Source organism: Variovorax rhizosphaerae, from assembly GCF_037889975.1.
Classification (GTDB): Bacteria; Pseudomonadota; Gammaproteobacteria; order Burkholderiales; family Burkholderiaceae_C; genus Variovorax; species Variovorax rhizosphaerae.
In genome coordinates this window covers 821,705-842,550 of sequence record NZ_JBBKZT010000001.1, presented here as the reverse complement: position 1 = coordinate 842,550, position 20,846 = coordinate 821,705, and the positions used below count along the sequence as shown (strand labels likewise).

The window sequence follows — 20,846 nt, the reverse complement described above, 5'->3', positions numbered from 1 at the left end:
GGAGGGATTGTCGGCTCAGGCCTGTTCAGGCGCGTACGACGATCGTGTCCGCGATGATGTCGTGCAGGCAGCGACGCGATTTGCGGAAGATGAACAGCGCGTCGATGAACACGTAGAGCAGCAGCGTGCCGGTGGTCACGCCGGTCACGGCGTCAAGGCAACAGCGCAGGCCGATGACGCGGGCCGTCGACACCCGCGCGCCGTCGGGCCGGGCGATGCGGATCCTGAAGAGTGCCTTGCCGATGGTCTGCCCGCGCATGACCAGCAGGTAGCCGTTCAGCAGCAGGAAGAGCACGAGTTCCATTCCGAATTCCTCGACACGCAGCGTCCAGAGACCTCCCGTGTCGGCGGCCGGATCGACCAGCGGCGAGAAATCGCCGAGCAGGTGGGTCGCGAAGCTCAGGATGACGCCGTCGACGATGTAGGCGAACAGACGCGTCCAGCGCCCCGCCAGCTCTCCCCGGCGATGTTCTGACTGCACGTCCTCGACGTGCGATTGCGGCGGCGCGTAGCGCTCGTCCTGCGATGTCGGCTCCATGAACCCTGCTCCCCTCCCGCTGTGCGGGCCCTTGAATGGTGAGCGCGGATTCTATGTAGCCGTTTCAAACGGTCAGAACGGAATTTTCACGTTCTGGCAACCTTTGATGCCCGAAGCGCTCAGCCTCGGTTTGCCGAGGCGGCAATCGGTAAATTTGTCGCGGGTGCGGGGGATGCTGCACCCGGCGCGCTGGTGGGCGATACCGTCGCGGCGGGGGTGGGCGCCGGTGCGGATGTTGCTGTCGGTGTTGTTGGCGTCGCTGTCGCTGCGGGTGTCGCTGCGGGCGTCGCTGCGGGCGTCGCTGTAGGCGTCGCTGTGGCTGTAGGCGTCGCTGTGGCTGTAGGTGTCGTTGTCGCTGTAGGCGTCGTTGTCGCTGTAGGCGTCGTTGTCGCTGTAGGCGTCGTTGTCGCTGTAGGCGTCGTTGTCACCGGTGTCGCATTGGAGGCCGACGTCGAGGTCGACGCCGTAGCTGGCGGCGACGAGGACGCCGTTGCAGTCGCACTCGCCGACGCCGCCGACGCGCCTGCGGGCGTCGTCGCGGAGGCGGGTGCCGGCGCAGTCGTCGCTGCAGGCGCCGAGCTTGGCGACGCAACCAGCGCAGCGGCAGAAGCAGCCGCCGCTGCCGCCGTAGGCACCACCAAGGTCGGCGCAGGTGCGGCCACCGGCGCCGGCCCGTCTGCCTCCGCCTCGGTGTCCGCCACCAGGTACTGGTCCAGCAGCACGAAGAAGCGGTCATAGAAACGCGCGTCCGAAACCGTCTCGCTGGCCACCTTGACCATCGCATCGTCGCTGGCGGAAATCGGCAGCGACAGGGATCCCAGCACGCCCACGCCCACACTCGCGGAGTTGTTGGTCTTCTTCAGGCTGTACCGGTCCTGCAAGGCGCTGACGAAGGCCAGCGTGCTCTCGCGCTTCGCCTTGCCCTGCGCCTCCTTGGCGCAGACCACCCGGACCTCGACCTCCAGGTGCACCTCATTGGCCGGCTGGAAGTGCTTGCGCCCTGTCACCAGGTCGGCGTTGGCCGCCGTGATCAGGTAGCCCTGGCTCAGCAACGCACGCCGCGCCGCCTCGCAGGTCTGCGCCGTGGTGGTGGGAAAGGTCCGCGTGTGGGTGGTGGTGGAGTCGAACTCCTCGGTGTCCCAGGAGGTGCGCTTCGCCGAGAACATGGTGCACCCCGCCAAGGCCACTGCCGACAGCAGGGCAAGCCACGCCCCCCAACGCGGGCGCGAAACGGAATCGGGGAGGCGGAAACGCTTGGACTTCATGGGACTGGAATGCTACCCGGCGGATCACCGGCACAGCTTCGAGCATGCGCGCTCGCCAAGCGTTCCCTGTCCACCCTCGAGCATCGCAAAGTACCGCTCCATTCCAGAAACGCCGCGGAACCGGCGCTCCGAGAAACCCTTTGAGGCTGATCGGTTCAGCCCAAGTACTGGACAACAACCATACAACCTTCGCCGGGCCGCTGGTGTTGCCCCCGGCAGGGGTGAGCGCCGCAAAGCGGCGACCTGGGGTCGAGCCAAGTGATTTCAGGGATAGAGGCCGCGCTCCTGACGCGCCATCAGGATCCGCTCGCAGGCCACCGCGTAAGTCGCGGTGCGCAGCGTGATCTTGTGTTTGTCGGCCGTGTCCCAGATGTGGTTCAACGCATTCATCATGATGCGGTCCAGCCGCACGTTGATCTCGTCCTCGTCCCAGAAGAAGGACGAGAAGTCCTGCACCCATTCGAAGTACGACACCGTCACGCCGCCGGCGTTGCAGATCACGTCCGGCACGACCAGCACGCCGCGCTCGGCCAGGATGTCGTCGGCCTCGGGCACCGTCGGGCCGTTGGCGCCTTCGAGCACCAGCTTGGCGGTGGTCTTCTTGGCGCGCTCGGCGGTGATCTGGCCTTCCAGTGCCGCAGGGATCAGGATGTCGCAGGCAACGTCCCAGAACTTGTCGTTGGGCACCACGTCGCCGCCCTTGAAGCTCACCGCGCCGGCCACCGTGCGGGCGATCGGGATCAGCTTCGAAAGGTCGAGCCCGTTCTCGTTGACGATGGTGCCGGTGTGGTCCTGCACCGCGACGATCTTCGCGCCCGCCTCGGCGAACAGTTCTGCCGCGACCGAGCCCACGTTGCCGAAGCCCTGCACCGCGATGCGCGCGCCGCGCAGGTCGAGGCCGAGGCGGCGTGCCGCTTCACGGCCGGTGACGAACACGCCGCGGCCGGTCGCCTTCACGCGGCCGAGCGAACCACCCAGGTGCAGCGGCTTGCCCGTGACCACGCCGGTGGCCGTGCCGCCGACGTTCATCGAGTAGGTGTCCATCATCCAGGCCATGATCTGGCCGTTGGTGTTGACGTCTGGCGCGGGGATGTCGGTGTGCGGGCCGATGATGATGCCGATCTCGCTGGTGTAGCGGCGCGTGACCTTCTCCAGTTCCTTCAGCGACAGCGTCTTCGGGTCGACGCGGATGCCGCCCTTGGCGCCGCCGTAGGGCAGGTTCACCGCGGCGGTCTTGACCGTCATCCAGGCCGACAGGGCCATCACTTCTTCCAGCGTCACGTCCGGGTGGAAGCGCACGCCGCCCTTGCCCGGCCCGCGCGACATGTTGTGCTGCACGCGATAGCCCTCGAAGTGCGCGACGGTGCCATCGTCCATCTCGATCGGCACGTCGACGATCAGCGCGCGCTTGGGGCGCTTCAACGTTTCAGACCATCGCGCCAAGTCGCCGAGATAGGGGATCACGCGGTCGACTTGCTGGAGATAGGTGCCCCACGGACTGTTGGGCGTGGGATTGACGAAGGAAAGTTTTTCGCTCATGACGAAGCCTTTGTTGCCTTGGGTGAATGGATGGGCGCAACGATAGACCGATGCTCCCCGCCGCGCCATGCTTATGCGTGGATGCGATGGCTGTTATGCGAAAGAGGTAAGGGGAATCCCGGTGGAAAGCTTGCTTTACATGCGATGGGTGCGTGTGCAGAATGGAAAGCACGCTTTACAGGGAAGACTTCATGAAATGGTGCCGTTACTACACCGAGCTCCTGGGTGCGATGGGGTTGTACGCCGTCGTCCTGACGACATCCCTGCTCGCATTGAAGCGTGTGCCGGTCGAGGACACCGGCGTGCGCATCGCGTTGAGCCTGTCGCCGACGTCGGCTTTCCGCGCGTGACGATGTTCTGGGTTTGGCCTGCGATGGCGGTCCTGTGGATCGTGGGCTTGCAATTGGCCTCGCGGCGCTACCGTTGAAGAATCGGATCAAGACCCTGCGTGCCGAACACGGCTGGTCGCAAGGCGACCTGGCCGAGTTGCTCGGCGTCTCGCGCCAGACCGTCAACGCGATCGAGAACGAACGCTACGACCCGAGCCTGCCACTGGCCTTCGTCATCGCGCGCGTCTTCGAATGCCCCATCGAGTCGATCTTCGAAGCAGAGTGACGCCACGAGGTATCTGCGTTCTCGCGCTTGAGGCTGTCGATCGAAGTCACCTCGCAGGCCGAAGGCGCGACGTAGTTGGGCGCGGCCTAAGCCGGTGCCTCTGGCGCCAGCAGCACTTCGTGTTCCGCGTCCGGCTTTCGCGTGGCACGGGCGATGTTGTCGAAGGCTTCAGCCTCAATGACGGGGCCGACATCGGTCGCCAGCAACGACGGATCGCCGCCGCTCAGTTCGGCTTGCGGATCATCTCGATCACCTGGTCCGCAATGCCTTCGTGCACACACAGCAGGCGCGACGCGGAGCAGCGCTGGCCGGCGGAGCGCAAGGCGTTTTGCACCACGGCATCGACCACCTGTCCAGGCAGCGCGCTGGAACCGAGCGCCATCACGCCCTTTCGGCAAAGGAATCGGAAGTCGTGATTTCCTCCGCTGGGCAGCAGCCCCCTCATTTGAGAGACTGTTGTTCACATATAAATCCAGGGAGGAAACACTGATTCGAAACGCTTTTCTTGCCGCGGGCATCGCGGCACTGGCTCTTCTGACCGGCTGCGTCGGCCCCGTTCCAAGAATCGAGGCCGCGCCAGCGAAGTTGACGGAAATCAAGACCATCGCCGTCGTGCGCACCCCCGAGCCGAAGACGTACACGGTGATGAACATTGGCCACCCAGGCACCGCCTTCGGATTGGTTGGCGGGCTGATCGCCGCGGCCGACCAGATCAGCAAGACGAACACGCTGTCCAAGGCCTACCAGGACCAGGGCACCAGCACCTCCGCGGCCTTGACGACCGAAGTCGTGGGCCAATTGAAGGCACAGGGCTACACGGTCAACGAGCAGGACGCGCCCTGGAACGAGAAGGACGGCCGGTTCAGCCTGCAGTTCGACCAGATCCAGTCGGACGCGGATGCGGTATTGGTGATTGCGCCCACCCTGGTGGGTTTCGTGTCACCGCAAAACAGCACGGAGTACTTGCCCACGGTCACCGCTGTGGCCACCTTGCTGGGCAAGGACAGGGCAAACCCGCTCTACCGCGGCTTCCACTCGGTGGGTTGGCGCCCGACGGCGGAGGGCTGGCGCAACAGGCTGCCGAAGACGACGTATCCGAACTTCAGCGCGTTGATGACCGATACCAGGGCCAGCGCAGATGCCTTGAATGGCGCGGCTGCGGACGTTGCTTCTTCTGTCGCCGTGGACCTGAAGCGCAGTTCCCGCATGGTCGCCGCGAACTGATCGGGTAGCGAGGCCGGCGTTCCGACGCGGGCCATCGAAGCGACCGAACAACGCCTCCGCAGTCTCTTTCAGAGTTTCGTTTTCCAGCGTCTTCTTGCCAAGGACGCGTGACGCGTGCCGAAATTGCCAAACTTCTACTTGCAGCCAAAGGGTTTGCGGCTGGAGGGGATGCACGGTGGCTTGCCTGGTGGCGGAATCTTGTCTGAGTGCAAGATCGCGCCGCCCTGGCCGACAGCCACAAGCATGTTCAATCCGTACTCCACGTCCCGGAGTTCGGTGAAGGTGGGTGCGGGTTTGAGTGTCCATGGCCCGCCGTTGATGGAGGCGAGGATTGCGCTCGGAGGGTGGGCAACAGTACCGGTTGTGAGTCCGACGGCGACGAAGGTCTTGGGCGGGAGGTCTGTGTATCCGATCCCGGAGAGCTTCATTCCGGTGACCGGGATGGGGGCGGACCAGGTGGTTCCGTCGGCGGATTCAAACAAGGCTCCGGCATCCACGACCACGAACTTGTTGTTGCCGTAGGCCACGCCTGCGAACGTTCCGTTGACTGTGCCGATCCCTCTTTGGGTCCAGGTGAATCCGCCGTTGTCAGAAGTGATGATCGTGCTGTTGTCGCCAACTGCAACAAAGCGTCCCTTGCCGTACGCGACGGCTTGCAGGTACGGCTGGGGATTGGGAACGATTGCGCCTGGGTTTCGCTTCGTCCAGGCGATACCGTTCGACGAAGTGAGTATTTGACCTGTGTCTCCGACAGCAATGAAGAGTGATCGGCCCTTGTGCTCGCCGAAGGCGATGGCTCTGAGCCAGATGGTGGAGCCGGAGTAGATCTGAGGTCGAATGTTCGTCCAGCCAGATCCCGTGGTGCTTGTTCGCGTGTCCGCGCCCACTGCGACAAATCGGCCGTTGCCGAACGCGACCCCGTGGTGGCAGGTGTTGGTGAACTCCGTCGTCCAGTGGATGCCGTCCGTGGATGAATGTGTTTCCCCTTCGCCAAAGATCACGAACTGGCCATTCCCGAAGGCAATGCCTTTGTTGTTGGACGTCGATGCGGGCTGGGTGGAATGTGGCGGAGGCGGCGCGGGCGTTACCGTCCAATGGTCCAGCGGGCCCCCGCGGGCAGACGGGAACATGACTGCGGCTGCAAGCATGGCCAAGAGCGAGCGCAGCAGGAAGGCGCGGTACCGCGAAACGATGGCGTACGACATGGCGATCCTTCGCGTTGGATGTTCGAGGGCCGGCGGCCCCTTGTGGATGGGACGCTGAAGCTCGACGTATGCGTCGTCATCCCCGAACGGGTGGAGAGTGCCGTGGCACCTCCCGAGTTCGACACCAACCGCTGTCAGTCCTTGATCTGTATAGGGCGCCCTCACGGATTGCCACTACGCCGGTTCATTTGGGCGTAGTGGATGGGCTTCTTGATGTTCAGTGCGGCCAGCACTTCGCTCTGGCGTAGCACGACAGCACACCGTGAAGGTTCGCCGCATATCGATCCGTCAGTGCCATGGTCGCTCACCTCGCGATCGGTTCGCCGGTGACCGTATTACTTGTTTGGTTCCGGCCCTTCCGGCTTAGGCAACGCTACCAGGCACCTCCGGAAGGAGAACTCCAGCACCCGCAGAATTCGACTGGCCATGGTCTACATCATCTTCCTGGTTTTGATTTTTCTTTTTGGGATGGCTCACAGTCGGGATGATCGGATGGGCCAACAAAATCGCAATCACGAATCAGCCGAGATTTGAGATATTCCTGGGCACGATCAAGTCACCGACTGTCGGGTCTTCTTGAGCGAAGCGGGGGCTCCGCCGCCGCGCAATCATCATTTATTGATTCCTGGCCCACGCTAGCAAGATCAGCTGCCTTCAGTGCGGTTTCTGTTGCCTCGCGGCAACCATGACGCCAACTCCATCACATCGGGAATTGCTCTCTGTCCGATTTCTGGCAGCATCATTTGTTGATCTAGCCAGCGGATTCAGGTGACTTCTACACTAGATCCTCTAGAGCATTTCCACACTCCGTAACACGCGCCGACGACGGTGCCCCCTCCGCCACAGCAATACTCCACATTGCCCAGACACTTGCTACCGCCAGTGCAAACATGATTAGCGCGCAAGGATTGAATGGGTCGCTTGTCGTAATTTGAGCCGATGGTCTCAATATCAACCACACGCGCGCCTTTCCTCACGAATATGACTGTTACATCATTTGGATTTTCAACTATGTGGACATCTTGCAAGCAATGGATGATTTTTATTAACTCATCCTCATCCGGCGAAAGAGTCAATTCGCGAGCCGCTCTAAACTTGACCGCACCAAAAAATCTTACCCATTCTTCATCTCTCATCCCCGTTGGCATGGTGACGTTTACCATAGTTTGTCCTCCAGTCTATTAAAATACACCAACAAGACGCGAACAACAATTGGAAATAAAACAAAAGCGCCAGCCACCAGAAATGACAGAAACAGCACCCATCTTTTCATTGGGAAGAGTGGATCAAAAAAGAGGCGAGTTAGTCGCGCCTGTACTTCCAGAGGCAGGAGACGAATCACTGCCATGACTCCAAACTCGAAATCGTCCTTATTGAAGTCATCCACAATTTCCTTTACCCTTTCTTGCGCCAAGTCCCGATCTTGGGGGTTCCATTTCGAGCTATTGGACTCTTCCCTCACAACGAAGTCCAGCGTATTGACTATGTGTGCTCGCGGAATTCCATGAGGCCATTCCGCCAAAGTCTCCGCCAATTCCTTCCTAGGTGGATCAAACAGAACTGGCGGAAGCCAAAATCCGTAAATCCATCCCGCAAACATGCCCAGAATTAACCCTGCCAACTCGATCATCAAGATCTTAATGGCGTCGAAATGAGATCCGAGGAACCAGAAGCTCATTACGTGATTATCGAAGTAACAAATTGCCGCCCAATACCAGACGGTGCTTTCGGCGCATTTTCCAATCCCAATTTGAAGCAAATGAATAAGAAACGCAAATCCCGAAACGGCCACCAAACCCCAGGTCGCCATCTTCTGCGCTCTTGACAACGAGCCCAACGCCACCCAGCCAATTGAATTTACGGCTCGGATATAAGTCTCAGGAGACCATCGAGCCCATGCCATCAAGCCAAGGATTGTAGAAATTGAAAGGCCGTATTCGAAAAAAATCGGAGTCCAACGAATACTCGGGCTCCTATAGTTTCCCAAGAGATACAGAGCCCAAATGCCTTCCAGAATCAGCGGAGCAATCGCAGCAGCAATGACTGCAATCAAAATAGTTTTGCTGGGACCGTAGCGCATGGCCGCCTCCAACAGTCTTATTGTTTCGACGTGATGACTTGGGACGCGTCGTGAGGATACTTGTCTCCAATCGAACGTTGTACTAGCCACTTGGCTGCTGATTATTTGCACATGTAGAAGGCCACCCACATACATGGGCGACCCTCAAATCCAAAGTGCAGCACCCCTTGACGTAAGGTGTTCACATGCAAGACCGAATCAGCCCCGCCAACTCCAGCCCGAGGACCGCGTGACCATAGCGAGCACGCTTCTGCGCAATTGCAGAGTGCGGGCCATGGCACGCACGCAGCAACGCGCCACTTCGATCATCACTCGAGAGCTCGTGCGCAACACGCCCGCTGGCATGACCTACTGCTCAAATGGACGCCCCTGCCTGCCGCGCGGCAACCTGCCGTCCCCTCAGCCGCGCCCTCCGAATATCGCCGTGCCAATCCGCACCATCGTGCTCCCGGCCGCGATCGCCGCCTCAAGGTCGGCCGACATGCCCATCGACAGCACATCGAGCGCAATACCGTCCGCCCGGATCTGCGCGAACACGGCGGCGGCCCGCAGGAACAATTCGCGCTGCGCCTGGAAACCCTCCGCCGGCTCCGGGATCGCCATCAGCCCCCGCAGCTTGAGCCGCGGCAGCTTCGCCACGGCCTGCGCCAAGTCCAGCGCCTCCTCCGCCGCCACGCCCGACTTGTTCGCCCCCCTGTCCACATTCACCTGCAGGCACACCTGCAACGGCGCCAACCCGGCCGGCCGCTGCTCGCTCAGCCGCTCGGCAATCTTCAGCCTGTCGATGCTGTGCACCCAGTCGAATCGTTCGGCCACGGGCCGGGTCTTGTTGCTCTGCAACGGGCCGATACAGTGCCATTCGATTTCGTCGCGCAGATCGGTGAGCATGTCAATCTTGGCCAGGCCCTCCTGCACGTAGTTCTCGCCGAACGCCCTTTGTCCGGCCTCGTGGGCCTCCCGCAACGCCTCGGCGGGAAAGGTCTTGGATACTGCAAGCAGGCGCACGCTTGCAGGATCGCGCCCAGCCGCCGTGCAGGCCGTCACAATCCGCGCCTGAACTTGCTGGAGCTTGTTCGCAATCATCGTCATAATCGTCAGAATCGTATCAAAACGTCACCGGGCGAATTTTGCCCAGCGCGTCACTGCTGATTGAGGAGCCTCGTGGACATTACCCAATTGCTGGCGTTCAGCGTCAAGAACAAGGCATCGGACCTGCACCTTTCCTCGGGGCTGCCCCCGATGATCCGGGTCCACGGCGATGTGCGGCGCATCAATGTCGACCCGCTGGACCACAAGCAGGTGCATGCCATGGTGTACGACATCATGAGCGACATCCACCGCAAGCACTACGAGGAGTTCCTGGAAGTCGACTTCTCGTTCGAGATCGAAGGCCTGGCGCGCTTCCGGGTGAATGCCTTCAACCAGTCGCGCGGCGCGGCGGCCGTGTTCCGGACCATTCCGTCGAAGATCCTCTCGCTGGAGCAACTCAACGCGCCCAAGATCTTTTCCGACCTGGCCCTGCGCCCCCGCGGCCTGGTGCTGGTGACCGGCCCGACCGGCTCGGGCAAGTCGACCACGCTGGCCGCGATGGTCAACTACCTCAACGAAACCGAATACGGCCACATCCTGACGGTGGAAGACCCGATCGAATTCGTCCACGAATCGAAGAAGTGCCTGATCAACCAGCGCGAAGTCGGGCCGATGACGCTCAGCTTTGCCGCCGCCCTGCGCTCCGCGCTGCGTGAAGACCCCGACGCGATCCTGGTCGGCGAAATGCGTGACCTGGAAACCATCCGCCTGGCCATGACGGCGGCGGAAACCGGCCATCTGGTGTTCGGCACGCTGCACACCTCGTCGGCCGCCAAGACCATCGACCGGATCATCGACGTGTTCCCGGGCGAAGAGAAGGACATGATCCGCGCAATGCTGTCGGAGTCCCTCCAGGCCGTGATCTCGCAGACGCTGTGCAAGACCAAGGACGGCCAGGGCCGTGTCGCGGCGCACGAGATCATGCTGGGCACACCGGCCATCCGCAACCTGATCCGCGAAGGCAAGGTGGCGCAGATGTATTCGTCGATCCAGACCGGCCAAGGCCAAGGCATGCAGACGCTGGACCAGAACCTGACAGACCTCGTCCGCCGTGGCGTCATCAGCGCGGCAGAGGCGCGCGGCAAAGCCAAGATTCCCGAGAATTTCCCAGGCTGAACATGGCGCTCACCCGAGAACGCGGCGCTGCGTGCCGCTCCTCCAAGCCCCTCTCGCCGGTGGCGACACCCGCGGCCCGGCAAAGCCGGTCCCTGGAAAGGGGTTACGGTTGTTCCGGGGTATCGACATCATTCATATGAGCTTTCCACCACGCTATCGCGTGACCCGCGACGCATGAAACCCGAGCGAGCAATGCCTGTTAGTGGGCACCCGCGGATCCGGCTTTGCCGGGCCGCTGGGTGCGCCCCCCTTGAGGGGCTGGGGGCCGCGGCTCCAAGCCAGCCTGCGCAGGCTTGGACGGGGCCCGCAAGAGCAGCCGCCTCTGGCGGCCGCGCGGGCGCCGCAGGCGCTGCGGGGGTGGGTTTCATTTCAGCGTGACCCAGTAGGCACAAACAGGAGTTCGTCATGGAACGCGATCAAGCCAGCCAGTTCATCAACGACCTGCTCAAGCTCATGGTGAGCCGCAACGGCAGCGACTTGTTCATCACGGCGGACTTTCCGCCGGCGATCAAGGTCGACGGCAAGGTGGTCAAGGTCTCCGGCCAGGCGCTCGGTGCGCAGCACACGCTGGCCCTGGTGCGCTCGGTCATGAACGACCGGCAGACGGCCGAGTTCGAGCGCACCAAGGAGTGCAACTTCGCGATCTCGCCGACCTCGATCGGCCGCTTTCGCGTGAACGCCTTCGTGCAGCAGGGCAAGGTCGGCATGGTGATGCGGACCATCCCGCAGAAGCTGCCGACCATCGACGGCCTGGGCATGCCGCAGGTGTTGAAGGACGTGGCCATGACCAAGCGCGGCCTGGCCATCCTGGTCGGCTCGACGGGCTCTGGCAAGTCGACCACGCTGGCCGCCATGGTCGACTGGCGCAACGAGAACTCGCAGGGCCACATCGTGACGGTGGAAGACCCGATCGAGTTCGTGCATCCGCACAAGAACTGCGTCGTGACGCAGCGCGAAGTCGGCATCGACACCGACAGCTGGGAAGCCGCGCTGAAGAACACGTTGCGCCAGGCGCCGGACGTGATCCTGATGGGCGAAATCCGCGACCGCGAAACGATGGACCATGCCATTTCCTTCGCCGAGACCGGCCACCTGTGCCTGGCCACGCTGCATGCCAACAGCGCCAACCAGGCGCTGGACCGCATCATCAACTTCTTCCCCGAAGAGCGCCGCACGCAGCTGCTGATGGACCTGTCGCTGAACCTCAAGTCGCTGGTGTCGCAACGCCTGATCCCGACCGAGGACGGCCGCGGACGCGTGGCGGCGGTGGAGATCCTGCTGAACACGCCGTTGATCTCCGACATGATCCACAAGGGCGAGGTCGGCGAGATCAAGGAGATCATGAAGAGGAGTCGCAACCTCGGCATGCAGACCTTCGACCAGGCGCTCTACGACCTGTTCGAATACAACGCGATCTCGCTGGAAGACGCTCTGCGCAACGCCGACTCGCAGAATGACCTGCGGTTGCAGATCAAGCTCAACAGCCAGCGCGCGCGCGCCTCGGATTTGTCTGCCGGGACGGAGCACTTCGCGATCGTTTGAGGTCTGCGCTCGTTTGAGGTCTGCGCTCGTTTGAGGTCTGCGCTCGTTTGATGGCTCCGCTCGTTGAGGCCTGCGCTCGTTTGATGGCAGTCGAATGCGGACTGCCGGACGCAGAGGACGCGAAAGTTCCGCGAAGGACGCGAAAGAAGACCGAAAAGAAGTTCGGATACTCCCCGTTCGGATCGAGTTCTTGCGCCCACTCTTTTCGTGCTCCTTGCTCCTTGCTTTTTGCTTTTTCGGGTCCTTCGCCTCCTTCGCGTGAGCTTTGAGTCCCGCGTCCGGCCAAGTCCGATCCCGCTTTCGTGTTGCCCGTGCTGCGCGACGCCAAGGCGAGCATTGATAAGCTTCCCGGATGACCTCTCTCATCTCCCCCAAGACCTACGACGCCATTCCGCCACGCAAGCTCGCCTTCCTCGGCCTCGGCGTGATGGGCTATCCGATGGCAGGGCACCTTGCCCTCGCGGGTCACGACGTCACCGTCTACAACCGCACCGGCGCCAAGGCCGCCGCGTGGGTTGCCCAACTCACCGAAGCCAAGGCGCCCGGCACGCTGGGCCATGCGAGCACCCCGCGCGAAGCCGTCGCGGATGCCGACATCGTGTTCAGCTGTGTCGGCAATGACGACGACTTGCGTTCCGTCGTGCTCGGCGAGACCGGCGCATTGGCCGGCATGCGCAAAGGCGCAGTCTTCGTCGACCACACGACCGCGTCGGCCGACGTGGCGCGCGAACTATCCAAGGCGGCGCTGGCCGCGGGGCTGCAGTTCATCGACGCGCCGGTTTCCGGCGGACAGGCCGGCGCCCAGAACGGCGCGCTCACGGTGATGTGCGGCGGCGACGCGGCGGCCTTCGAGCAGGTCAAGCCCGTGGTCGAGCACATGGCGCGCGCCGTCACCTTGCTGGGCACCAGCGGCGCGGGCCAGCTCGCCAAGATGGTCAACCAGATCTGCATCGCCGGGCTGGTCCAGGGCCTGAGCGAGGGCATCGCCTTCGGACAACGCGCGGGCCTGGACATGGAAACCGTGCTCGCCGTCATCGGCAAGGGCGCCGCGCAGAGCTGGCAGATGGACAACCGCGGCAAGACCATGATCGACGGCAAGTTCGACTACGGCTTCGCGGTGGACTGGATGCGCAAGGACCTGGGCCTGGTGCTGGACGAGGCGCGGCGCAATGGCGCGACGCTGCCGGTGACGGCGCTGGTCGACCAGTTCTACGGCGACGTGCAGCGGGCCGGCGGCCGGCGCTGGGACACGTCGAGCCTCATCACTCGACTGGGAAGGTGAGGAATCTTTCTACTGCGGCCGCCGATCTCGGGCCTGCGGTGCTCGCCGTACGGGAGTACGGCTGCGCTGCGCGAAACGACCTCCCGGCTGGTCAGGTCGCCCGAAGGACGGCTTCGAAGGAAGTGACTCGCGCGACCGGCGTCTCCTCCATCGGACGGTGGCCGGCGTTGCCGCGCATCGATACGCTTGCAGGCGTCTGATACTTGCCCGGAAAGCGCCAGCCCAGGATCACTTCAGAGCTCCAGCACCAGCCGCCCGTCGCAGGCGCGTGAGCAGCAGGCCATCATCTTCGTGCCAGCCTCGCGCTCGGCGCGGGTGAGCACGACGTCGCGGTGGTCGATCTTGCCGGCCAGCACGCGCACCTCGCAGGAGCCGCACAGGCCCTCCTCGCAATCGCTCTGCACATCGATGTTGGCGGCGCGCAGCGCTGTCAGGATGGTCTGGTCGGCGGGCACCTGGACGGTCATGCCGGAGTCTTTCAGTTCAACCTCGAAGGCGTGCTCTTGCGAGGGGTCGAGCGTGCCCAGGGTGGACTCGAAGTGCTCGACGTGCAACGCATCCTCGGGCCAGTGGGCGCAATGCGCTTCCAGCGCCTGGAGCATGCGCACCGGGCCGCAGGCGTAGACCTGAGTGTCCGCATCCGGCTTGGCGAGCAGCGCGGCCAGGTCATTGCGCCGGCCTTCGCTGCCGGCATGGACGTGCAGTCGCTCGCCATGCAGTGCGGCCAGTTCCTCGACGAAGGCCATCGTGTCGCGCGAACGGCCGCTGTAGTGCAACTGGTAGTCGATGCCCAGTTCCTTCGCGCGCCGCGCCATCGCGCTGATCGGCGTGATGCCGATGCCGCCGGCGATGAAGATCGCCTTGCGCGTCGATTCGTCGAGGTGGAAGTGGTTTCGCGGGCCGCGGATCTTGAGCTTGTCGCCGGCCTTCACGTGGGCATGCACCCATTCCGAGCCGCCGCGTCCCGAAGGCTCGCGCAACACGGCGATCTCCAGCGCATGGGCATCGGCCGGGTCGCCGCAGAGCGAGTACTGGCGCGACAGGTCCGGATGCCCGCATTCGATGTCGATGTGGGAGCCCGGCGCCCAGCGAGGCATGGCTCGGCCGTCGGGTGCAACGAGGCGCAGCTTGACGATGCCGTCGGCCACGGGCGTCGCGCTCTCCACGACCACTGGCCGGGTGATCGCGCCCTTCGACGGCTCGCCGATGCGCACCGGCACCGGCTCGTCGAGACGGCGCAGCGCGGGCTGCGTGCGCTCCGGGTTGTGCTTCGGATCCCATTCGACCCACAGGTGCTCCGGGCCGCGGAACGAGGTGTTGGGCACGTAGCTGAACTGCTGCGGCGCCAGGCGCATGTGCGGCAGGCGGCGCGCGAACTCCTCGAGGAAGATCTGCATCTCCATGCGCGCCAGGTTCTTGCCCATGCATTGGTGCGAGCCGTAGCCGAAGGTCAGGTGGTCGCTGGCGTTGTCGCGGCGGATGTCGAACAGGTCGGCATCGGCGAAATGGCCTTCGTCATGGTTGGCCGACGAGGTGACGATCAGCAACTTCGAGCCGGCCGGCAGGTCCACGCCGCCGACCTGTGCATCGGCCGTGACGATGCGTCGCCAGGCCGCCACCGAGCCGTTGTGGCGCAGGCATTCCTCCACCGCGTTCGGGATCAGGCTGGGGTCTTCGCAGACCTCGCGCCACACGTCCGGGTGCTGCAGCAGCAGCTTCATCGCGTTGGCCGTCGCGTTGGCCGTGGTCTCGTGCGCGGCGACGATGCCGGCCATCATCATCGAGTGCAGGTAGGAGTCGGTGACGACCTCGGGCAGTTCGCGCTGCCGACGCAGGCCGTATTGCATCCAGCCACCGCCCTCGGGGTTCTCGCGCATCTTGTCGAGCACCTTGCCGGCGTACTGCCAGAAGTTGCCGACCGCATGCGCCACCGCCACCTGCTCCTCCGGCTTGGGGCGGCCCCAGGTGTTGACGGTGTGCGCGATCGAGTACTTGCGCAGCGTGTCCATGTCTTCCTCGGGCACGCCGAGGAAATGCAGCGCCACGGTCAGCGGGATCTCCCACAGCATCTGGTCGACCAGGTCGGCGCGGCCGTCGTCGATGAAGCGGTCGACGTACTCGCGCGCCAGCTCGCGCACCATCGGCTCGTGGTGCTTGAGTTCCTCAGGGATGAAGGAATGCATCAGCGCGCGGCGGCGCGGCATGTGGGCGGGCTCGTCCTCGTTGACCAGCGTGCGGTTCAGCGCGAAGCCGTAGGAGGCCAGCACGGCATTGGCTTCGTCGCCGGTGGGCGTGATCTTCTCCAGCGCGATGGCCGGGCTGAAGGTGATGTTGTCGCGGAAGATGGCCTTGATGTCGTCGTAGCGCGTGACGACCCAGTAGTTGAGCTTGGGGCTCCAGAAGATCGGCTCCTGTTCGCGCGCCCAGCGCACATATTCGGGCGGGTCTTGCTGGTAGCCGTTCTCGAAGGGGTCGAAGTCGGCGGCGCGCTGGCTGACCGGGCAGCCGGTGGGCGTGCGCTCGGCGGACAGCGGGCCGTGGGCCACGGGGCAGCCGCTGGTGCGGCGCGCGGTGTCGACTTCGACCGGATTCATAGTTGCGGCCTCCAAAGGTGTGAAGATTTCGTAGCGAAGGCGCCTGCCGGGAGGCCTGTTCGCTGAGCGGAACCGTACTCCCGTACGGTACGCACCGCAGGCCAGTGATCGGTGGCCGCAGTAGTCATCCCTCTCAGTCGAGCGAGATGTTGAGGTCGCGAATCAGCTTCTGCCACTTGGCCTGTTCCGTCTTCAGCAGCGCCGCGAACTGTTGTGGTGTGTCGCCCACCGGCTCGACGCCGAAGTCGATCAGGCGCTTGCTCACGGCCGGATCCTTGATGGCCGCGACCACCTGCTTGTTGAGCGCAGCGATGGTGTCGGCCGGCGTGGCGGCGGGCACCACCATGCCGACGATCGCGGCCGCCTCGACGTTCTTGACGCCCAGTTCAGCAAAGGTCGGCACGTCGGGCAGTTGCGGCAGGCGCGTGGCATTGGCCACGGCCAGCGCCTTGATCTTGCCGCCCTTGATGAAGCCTGCGCCGGAAGCCATGTCGATCATCATCGCGGGCACCTGACCACCGGCGAGGTCGGCCAGCGCGGGCGCGGCGCCCTTGTACGGCACGTGGGTCATGCTCAGCCCGGTTTCCGACTTGAGCAATTCCATCGCCAGGTGGTGCGGGCTGCCCGCGCCAGCCGAGGCGTAGTTGATGCCGCCGGCCTTGGCCTTGGCCTCCGCGATGAAGTCCTTCGCAGTGGTCGCCTGCGTGCCGGGGCCGACGACCAGGATCATCGGGAAGCGGCCCATCAGGGACACGGGTGCGAGGTCCTTGGTCGGGTTGTAGCTGAGTGACTTGTAGAGCACGGGATTGAACACCAGCGTGCCGTTGTCGGCGGACAGCACCGTGTAGCCGTCCGCCGGCGAGCGCGCCACGTCCGACGCGGCGATGGCCGTGTTGCCGCCCGGCTTGTTGTCGACCAGCACCGGTTGCTTGATCTGAACGGACAGTGCCTGGCCGATGGTGCGGGCCAGGAAGTCCGAGCCGCCGCCCGCCGGGTAGGGCACCACCCAGCGGATCTGCTTGGAGGGATAGGTTTGTGCCATCGCGTTCGAGGTGGCGAGCAGGGGAAGGGCCAGCAGGCAGGCGGTCAACAGCTTCTTCATCGAGGGGTCTCCTGAGTTTTTGGGCCTCAGGACACATCGACCTGAGCGGGGTATGTACGAATAGCGTAAGTTTGATACGCAATGCGTAATTGCGTTTTGGTGTTTACCCTTCCATCCCATGTCCGACCTCTCCGCCATTCCCAACCGCCGCCAACGCGTGCAATCCGCCGAAACCGGCATGGCCGTGCTGAAGGGACTGGCGCGGCTGGGCGGGCGCGCCAGCCTGACGGCGCTGGCCGTGCACGTCGACGAGAGCCCGGCCAAGGTGCACCGCTACCTGGCCAGCCTGATGGAAGAAGGCCTGGTGGCGCAGGACGCCGGCTCGCAGCACTACCACCTGGGCGCGGAGGCGATCCAGATCGGGCTCGCCGCGATGCGCCAGGCCGACCCGATCCGCGTGGCCGAACCTTCGTTGATCCGCCTGCGCGAAAGCCTGGAGGTGACCTGCTTCGTCGCGGTGATGGGCAACAAGGGGCCAACCATCGTGCGCTTCGAGGAGCCGGGGCTGCCGGTGACGGTGAACGTGCGCGTCGGATCCGTGATGTCGATGCTGTGGTCTGCCACCGGGCGCGTGTTCCTGGGCTTGCTGGATGGGTCGCGCGTGCGGGCGCTGGCGCAGGAGGAATGGGCGACGGCTTCGGCTGACATGCGCGCGATGCTCGACGCCACGGACCCGATCGGGCAGGTGTGCGAGGAGTTGCGGCAGCACCAGTGCGCCACGGTGCGTGACACCTACCAGCGCGGCATCAGTGCGGTGGCCGCGCCGGTTTACGACCATGCCGGGCATGTGTGCGCGGTGCTCACCGCCCTGGGCGCGACCGGGGGCTTTGACCCGTCGGTGGATGGCGTGATCGCGACGGCGGTGCGGCGCGAGGCGGCCGCGGCCAGCGCGCTGCTGGGCGGCGAGCGCTTCGTCGTCGTCAGCGCACCGTGAGGGCGCGGTAGACCTTGCCGAGTTGCGCCGGCAAGGCCGTGACGTCATCGATGACGAGGTAGCGGTCGGGCGCGCACATGGTGCGCAGGTAGTCATGCCCGGCCGGGTCGATGGCGATGCAGAAGGTGTCGATGCCTGCCTGCCCGGCCTCGCGCAATGCGCGGGCGGTGTCGTGGATGCCGTAGCTCGCATCGCCGTGCACGGGGCCGTAGTCGCTGTCCTGCGGATAGCCGTCGGACACGACGATGAGCACGCGCGTGGCGGCCGGCTCGTGCGCCAGCCGCATCGTGGCATGGCGGATGGCTGCGCCGGTGCGCGTGGCACCCATCGGTTGCATCGCGGCGAGCGCGGCGGCCGTGCGGGCGGACCACGGGTCGTCGAAGGCCTTGGCGACGTGGAAGGCGACGTTGTGCCGACCTTCTCCGGAAAAGCAGTAGACGGCATGACGGTCGCCGAGTTCGTGCAGCGCATCGCACATCAGGCCGAGCGCATCGGCGGCGATGTCGATCACGCGCCGGCGCACGGGGCGCTGCGCGGCGGGCGCGGCGACGCGGCCCTGGTAGAGGTAGTCATCGTCGTCATCGTCTTCGCTCGCGGCCTGCGCCGCGGGATCGGGCACAAGAAAGCCGGTCGAGCCGCTCATGTCGACCAAAAAGGCGGCGCACACGTCGCGGCGAGGCTGCTGCGCGGCGATGAACACGCGGCCCTCGGCGAGGCGGCCGGCGCGGCGTTCGACGGTCTCCGCGATGGCTGCGTCGATGTCGACCTCATCGCCGTCGAGCCGGCGGTGCAGGCGCTGGCGGAAGGCCGGACGGATCGCCGCGAACTGGCGGCGAACTTCGTTGCGCAACGCGGCATGTCGCTCGCGCAGGTCATGCAAGAAGCGGAGGTCATCGCCGCGCAGGCGCTGCTCGCGGACCTGGCACCAGTCGGGGAGATAGCGGCGGCCGATGCTGTCCCATTCGTCGTGGAAGTAGCTGTGCGATGCGGCTGCGGTGGGCGATGGCGGGGTGCGCTTCGCTTGCAGCTGCGGCGTGGTGTCGGCAGCGTCGATGCTGAAGGCCAGCGCCGCGCTCCATCCGCCATCGGCGGCATCGCCATGGCTGCTTTCGCCAGCGGGCGCATCGGCATCGGTGGGGCCGGCGGGGAGTCCTTCGAACGGCCCCGGGCCATCTACCGGGACAAAGCGCGCCGCTCGCCTCTGTCGCCCGGCTGCGTCGAGCACGGCGCAGATGGCCGCCGTTGCGCACAGGCTGGCGCGCGCATCCGCGGTGTCAGCTTGCACTGTCGCCGCGAGGTCCAGGATGCGATCGAGCATGGAGTCGCCGCACAGGCTCGCGGAATCAGCAAGACCGGAGAGATCGGCACGATCGCCACCCAGCGTGAACCGCGCAAGCCCACCAACCAGCGCATGCATCGGCCGCGACGCGTCGATGACGCGCGAGTGCCGCGCCAAGGCATGCGCCTGGACACGCCGCAAATCGCCAACAGCGCCGGGATAGCGCTGCACGATCATGCTGTCGATGCGCAGGCTTTCGAGCCAGCGGTACACGCGCCGCGCCAGCGTCGGGCGCGGCCATCGGTCGAAGTCCGGCGCTGTGGCGGCCTCATCCAGTTGGCGCAGCACGGCAATGCGGCAGGCGCCATGGTTCTCGCGCCGCGAACCAAAGCCATCCGTTACCTCGGGCAGCCGGATCGCCCGGGCATCCGCAGCGCCCTCGCCTTGCAGTTGCACGGCCCTGGCCTGCCCGGCCAGCCCTTGCGCAAAAAGCGCCATCGCGCGGTGCACCTGTTCGAAGCGAACCGCGTGCGCCGCGCCGATGTCGTTCATGGCAGCAGCACGTCGACGATGTCCGCCACCGCCTGCTGCACGTCCGCCTCATCGCTGATCGCATGCGTGATCGCGATGTCGCAGGCGCGCCGCGCCGCGATGCCGCCGGCGATCAGTTGCCCGGTGTAGACCAGCAAACGCGTGCTCACGCCGTCCGCCAGACCGTGTTCGCGCAGCGCGCGCACCTTGTCGCCGATGGTCGCGAGCCGATGCGCCGTCGCGGCATCGACGCCGCTTTCGTGCGCGACGATGGTCGCCTCGACCTCGACCGCCGGGTAGTGGAACTCCAGGCTCACGAAGCGCTGGCGCGTCGAGGGCTTCAAGTCCTTCAGGCTGCTCTGGTAGCCGGGGTTGTACGAGATCACGAGCAGGAAGTCGGGATGCGCATCCAGCAGTTCGCCGGTCTTCTCGATCGGCAGCACGCGGCGGTGGTCGGTCAGCGGATGGATGACGACGGTCGTGTCCTTGCGCGCCTCCACCACTTCGTCCAGATAGCAGATCGCGCCGGTGCGCACGGCCCGGGTCAGCGGGCCATCCGTCCAGACGGTGCTGTCGGCAGAGAGCAGGTAGCGCCCGACCAGGTCGTTGGCCGTGAGGTCTTCATGGCAAGCCACGGTGACCAGCGGCTGGCGCGACAGCCGCCAGGCCATGTGCTCGATGAAGCGCGTCTTGCCGCAGCCGGTCGGCCCCTTCAGCAGCACCGGCAGCCGCGCACGCCAGGCCGCCTCGAACACCTGCACCTCGTCGTCGACGGGCAGGTACCAAGGCTGATCGCCGGCTCGGCTCATGTCATCAGTGGCGCAAGAAGGCGTGAAGAAACCGTAGCGAGCGGCCCGAGGTCGCGTCGAGGACCGGAACCGTACTCCAGTACGGTGAGGACCGCAGGCGTG

Annotated in this window: 19 protein-coding genes; 7 read left to right on the top strand and 12 right to left on the bottom strand. The window is 64.7% G+C overall.

Annotation, left to right across the window (positions count from 1 at the left end; all coding sequences use genetic code 11):
* Positions 1 to 25 precede the first annotated feature (25 nt).
* The 3 genes from WKW82_RS03825 to WKW82_RS03815 form a co-directional block, all read right to left on the bottom strand.
* Entirely contained in the window at positions 26 to 538 is a 513-nt protein-coding gene (locus tag WKW82_RS03825; RefSeq protein WP_340340897.1) for an RDD family protein, read from the bottom strand.
* Positions 539 to 657: 119 nt separating this feature from the next.
* Positions 658 to 1,803 (bottom strand): DUF2242 domain-containing protein, encoded by a 1,146-nt coding sequence (locus tag WKW82_RS03820; RefSeq protein ID WP_340340896.1) that lies wholly within the window; start codon positions 1,801 to 1,803, stop codon positions 658 to 660.
* Between the two features lie 264 nt (positions 1,804 to 2,067).
* Positions 2,068 to 3,342, bottom strand: coding sequence for a Glu/Leu/Phe/Val family dehydrogenase (locus WKW82_RS03815; RefSeq protein WP_340340895.1), 1,275 nt, complete (start codon positions 3,340 to 3,342; stop codon positions 2,068 to 2,070).
* A 191-nt stretch (positions 3,343 to 3,533) separates the two neighbouring features.
* Between WKW82_RS03815 and WKW82_RS03810 the strand changes: the two genes are divergently transcribed.
* Both WKW82_RS03810 and WKW82_RS03805 read left to right on the top strand, forming a co-directional pair.
* Positions 3,534 to 3,692, top strand: coding sequence for a hypothetical protein (locus WKW82_RS03810; protein WP_340340894.1), 159 nt, complete (start codon positions 3,534 to 3,536; stop codon positions 3,690 to 3,692).
* 73 nt (positions 3,693 to 3,765) lie between these two features.
* The gene (locus WKW82_RS03805; protein ID WP_340340893.1) at positions 3,766 to 3,957 is read left to right on the top strand and encodes a helix-turn-helix transcriptional regulator; all 192 of its coding nucleotides are present in this window, start codon (positions 3,766 to 3,768) and stop codon (positions 3,955 to 3,957) included.
* A 223-nt stretch (positions 3,958 to 4,180) separates the two neighbouring features.
* Here WKW82_RS03805 and WKW82_RS03800 read toward each other — a convergent pair whose 3' ends face one another.
* Positions 4,181 to 4,339 carry an aldehyde dehydrogenase family protein gene (locus WKW82_RS03800; RefSeq protein WP_340340892.1) on the bottom strand — a complete coding sequence of 53 codons (159 nt, stop codon included), beginning with the start codon at positions 4,337 to 4,339 and terminating at the stop codon, positions 4,181 to 4,183.
* Positions 4,340 to 4,413: 74 nt separating this feature from the next.
* On the opposite strand from WKW82_RS03800, the gene WKW82_RS03795 reads away from it, so the two are divergent.
* Positions 4,414 to 5,181, top strand: a complete 768-nt coding sequence (locus WKW82_RS03795; RefSeq protein ID WP_340340891.1) for a hypothetical protein — start codon at positions 4,414 to 4,416, stop codon at positions 5,179 to 5,181.
* 134 nt (positions 5,182 to 5,315) lie between these two features.
* Here the strand turns inward: WKW82_RS03795 and WKW82_RS03790 are convergent, their stop codons facing one another.
* The 4 genes from WKW82_RS03790 to WKW82_RS03775 form a co-directional block, all read right to left on the bottom strand.
* On the bottom strand, positions 5,316 to 6,386 hold the full coding sequence (locus WKW82_RS03790; RefSeq protein ID WP_340340890.1) for a sialidase family protein: 1,071 nt from the start codon (positions 6,384 to 6,386) through the stop codon (positions 5,316 to 5,318).
* Between the two features lie 764 nt (positions 6,387 to 7,150).
* Positions 7,151 to 7,549, bottom strand: a complete 399-nt coding sequence (locus WKW82_RS03785; protein ID WP_340340889.1) for a hypothetical protein — start codon at positions 7,547 to 7,549, stop codon at positions 7,151 to 7,153.
* Entirely contained in the window at positions 7,543 to 8,466 is a 924-nt protein-coding gene (locus WKW82_RS03780) for a hypothetical protein (protein WP_340340888.1), read from the bottom strand. Before WKW82_RS03780 ends, WKW82_RS03785 begins: the two co-directional genes overlap by 7 nt.
* A gap of 399 nt (positions 8,467 to 8,865) precedes the next feature.
* Positions 8,866 to 9,555, bottom strand: coding sequence for a YggS family pyridoxal phosphate-dependent enzyme (locus WKW82_RS03775; RefSeq protein ID WP_340340887.1), 690 nt, complete (start codon positions 9,553 to 9,555; stop codon positions 8,866 to 8,868).
* Between the two features lie 72 nt (positions 9,556 to 9,627).
* Between WKW82_RS03775 and WKW82_RS03770 the strand changes: the two genes are divergently transcribed.
* The 3 genes from WKW82_RS03770 to WKW82_RS03760 all read left to right on the top strand — a co-directional run bounded on the left by WKW82_RS03770 (position 9,628) and on the right by WKW82_RS03760 (position 13,495).
* On the top strand, positions 9,628 to 10,671 hold the full coding sequence (locus tag WKW82_RS03770; protein WP_340340886.1) for a type IV pilus twitching motility protein PilT: 1,044 nt from the start codon (positions 9,628 to 9,630) through the stop codon (positions 10,669 to 10,671).
* Between the two features lie 405 nt (positions 10,672 to 11,076).
* Positions 11,077 to 12,213, top strand: a complete 1,137-nt coding sequence (locus WKW82_RS03765) for a PilT/PilU family type 4a pilus ATPase (RefSeq protein WP_340340885.1) — start codon at positions 11,077 to 11,079, stop codon at positions 12,211 to 12,213.
* Positions 12,214 to 12,565: 352 nt separating this feature from the next.
* Positions 12,566 to 13,495 carry an NAD(P)-dependent oxidoreductase gene (locus WKW82_RS03760; protein ID WP_340340884.1) on the top strand — a complete coding sequence of 310 codons (930 nt, stop codon included), beginning with the start codon at positions 12,566 to 12,568 and terminating at the stop codon, positions 13,493 to 13,495.
* A 233-nt stretch (positions 13,496 to 13,728) separates the two neighbouring features.
* Here WKW82_RS03760 and WKW82_RS03755 read toward each other — a convergent pair whose 3' ends face one another.
* Entirely contained in the window at positions 13,729 to 16,089 is a 2,361-nt protein-coding gene (locus WKW82_RS03755; protein WP_340340883.1) for a cytochrome P450/oxidoreductase, read from the bottom strand.
* A 133-nt stretch (positions 16,090 to 16,222) separates the two neighbouring features.
* On the bottom strand, positions 16,223 to 17,191 hold the full coding sequence (locus WKW82_RS03750; protein WP_340340882.1) for a Bug family tripartite tricarboxylate transporter substrate binding protein: 969 nt from the start codon (positions 17,189 to 17,191) through the stop codon (positions 16,223 to 16,225).
* Between the two features lie 118 nt (positions 17,192 to 17,309).
* Between WKW82_RS03750 and WKW82_RS03745 the strand changes: the two genes are divergently transcribed.
* Positions 17,310 to 18,125, top strand: a complete 816-nt coding sequence (locus WKW82_RS03745; RefSeq protein WP_340340881.1) for an IclR family transcriptional regulator — start codon at positions 17,310 to 17,312, stop codon at positions 18,123 to 18,125.
* On the opposite strand, the gene WKW82_RS03740 is transcribed toward WKW82_RS03745, so the two are convergent.
* Entirely contained in the window at positions 18,112 to 19,956 is a 1,845-nt protein-coding gene (locus WKW82_RS03740; RefSeq protein ID WP_340340880.1) for a nitric oxide reductase activation protein NorD, read from the bottom strand. The two genes, WKW82_RS03745 and WKW82_RS03740, sit on opposite strands and share 14 nt — an antisense overlap.
* Positions 19,953 to 20,744, bottom strand: coding sequence for a CbbQ/NirQ/NorQ/GpvN family protein (locus tag WKW82_RS03735; protein WP_340340879.1), 792 nt, complete (start codon positions 20,742 to 20,744; stop codon positions 19,953 to 19,955). Before WKW82_RS03735 ends, WKW82_RS03740 begins: the two co-directional genes overlap by 4 nt.
* Positions 20,745 to 20,846 lie beyond the last annotated feature (102 nt).

Bases quoted from the DNA above. Each gene is read 5' to 3' on its own strand.
- WKW82_RS03825 (WP_340340897.1), bottom strand. From the start codon at position 538: ATGGAGCCGACATCGCAGGACGAGCGCTACGCGCCGCCGCAATCGCAC.
- WKW82_RS03820 (WP_340340896.1), bottom strand. From the start codon at position 1,803: ATGAAGTCCAAGCGTTTCCGCCTCCCCGATTCCGTTTCGCGCCCGCGT.
- WKW82_RS03815 (WP_340340895.1), bottom strand. From the start codon at position 3,342: ATGAGCGAAAAACTTTCCTTCGTCAATCCCACGCCCAACAGTCCGTGG.
- WKW82_RS03810 (WP_340340894.1), top strand. From the start codon at position 3,534: ATGAAATGGTGCCGTTACTACACCGAGCTCCTGGGTGCGATGGGGTTG.
- WKW82_RS03800 (WP_340340892.1), bottom strand. From the start codon at position 4,339: ATGGCGCTCGGTTCCAGCGCGCTGCCTGGACAGGTGGTCGATGCCGTG.
- WKW82_RS03790 (WP_340340890.1), bottom strand. From the start codon at position 6,386: ATGTCGTACGCCATCGTTTCGCGGTACCGCGCCTTCCTGCTGCGCTCG.
- WKW82_RS03785 (WP_340340889.1), bottom strand. From the start codon at position 7,549: ATGGTAAACGTCACCATGCCAACGGGGATGAGAGATGAAGAATGGGTA.
- WKW82_RS03780 (WP_340340888.1), bottom strand. From the start codon at position 8,466: ATGCGCTACGGTCCCAGCAAAACTATTTTGATTGCAGTCATTGCTGCT.
- WKW82_RS03775 (WP_340340887.1), bottom strand. From the start codon at position 9,555: ATGACGATGATTGCGAACAAGCTCCAGCAAGTTCAGGCGCGGATTGTG.
- WKW82_RS03765 (WP_340340885.1), top strand. From the start codon at position 11,077: ATGGAACGCGATCAAGCCAGCCAGTTCATCAACGACCTGCTCAAGCTC.
- WKW82_RS03760 (WP_340340884.1), top strand. From the start codon at position 12,566: ATGACCTCTCTCATCTCCCCCAAGACCTACGACGCCATTCCGCCACGC.
- WKW82_RS03755 (WP_340340883.1), bottom strand. From the start codon at position 16,089: ATGAATCCGGTCGAAGTCGACACCGCGCGCCGCACCAGCGGCTGCCCC.
- WKW82_RS03750 (WP_340340882.1), bottom strand. From the start codon at position 17,191: ATGAAGAAGCTGTTGACCGCCTGCCTGCTGGCCCTTCCCCTGCTCGCC.
- WKW82_RS03745 (WP_340340881.1), top strand. From the start codon at position 17,310: ATGTCCGACCTCTCCGCCATTCCCAACCGCCGCCAACGCGTGCAATCC.
- WKW82_RS03740 (WP_340340880.1), bottom strand. From the start codon at position 19,956: ATGAACGACATCGGCGCGGCGCACGCGGTTCGCTTCGAACAGGTGCAC.
- WKW82_RS03735 (WP_340340879.1), bottom strand. From the start codon at position 20,744: ATGAGCCGAGCCGGCGATCAGCCTTGGTACCTGCCCGTCGACGACGAG.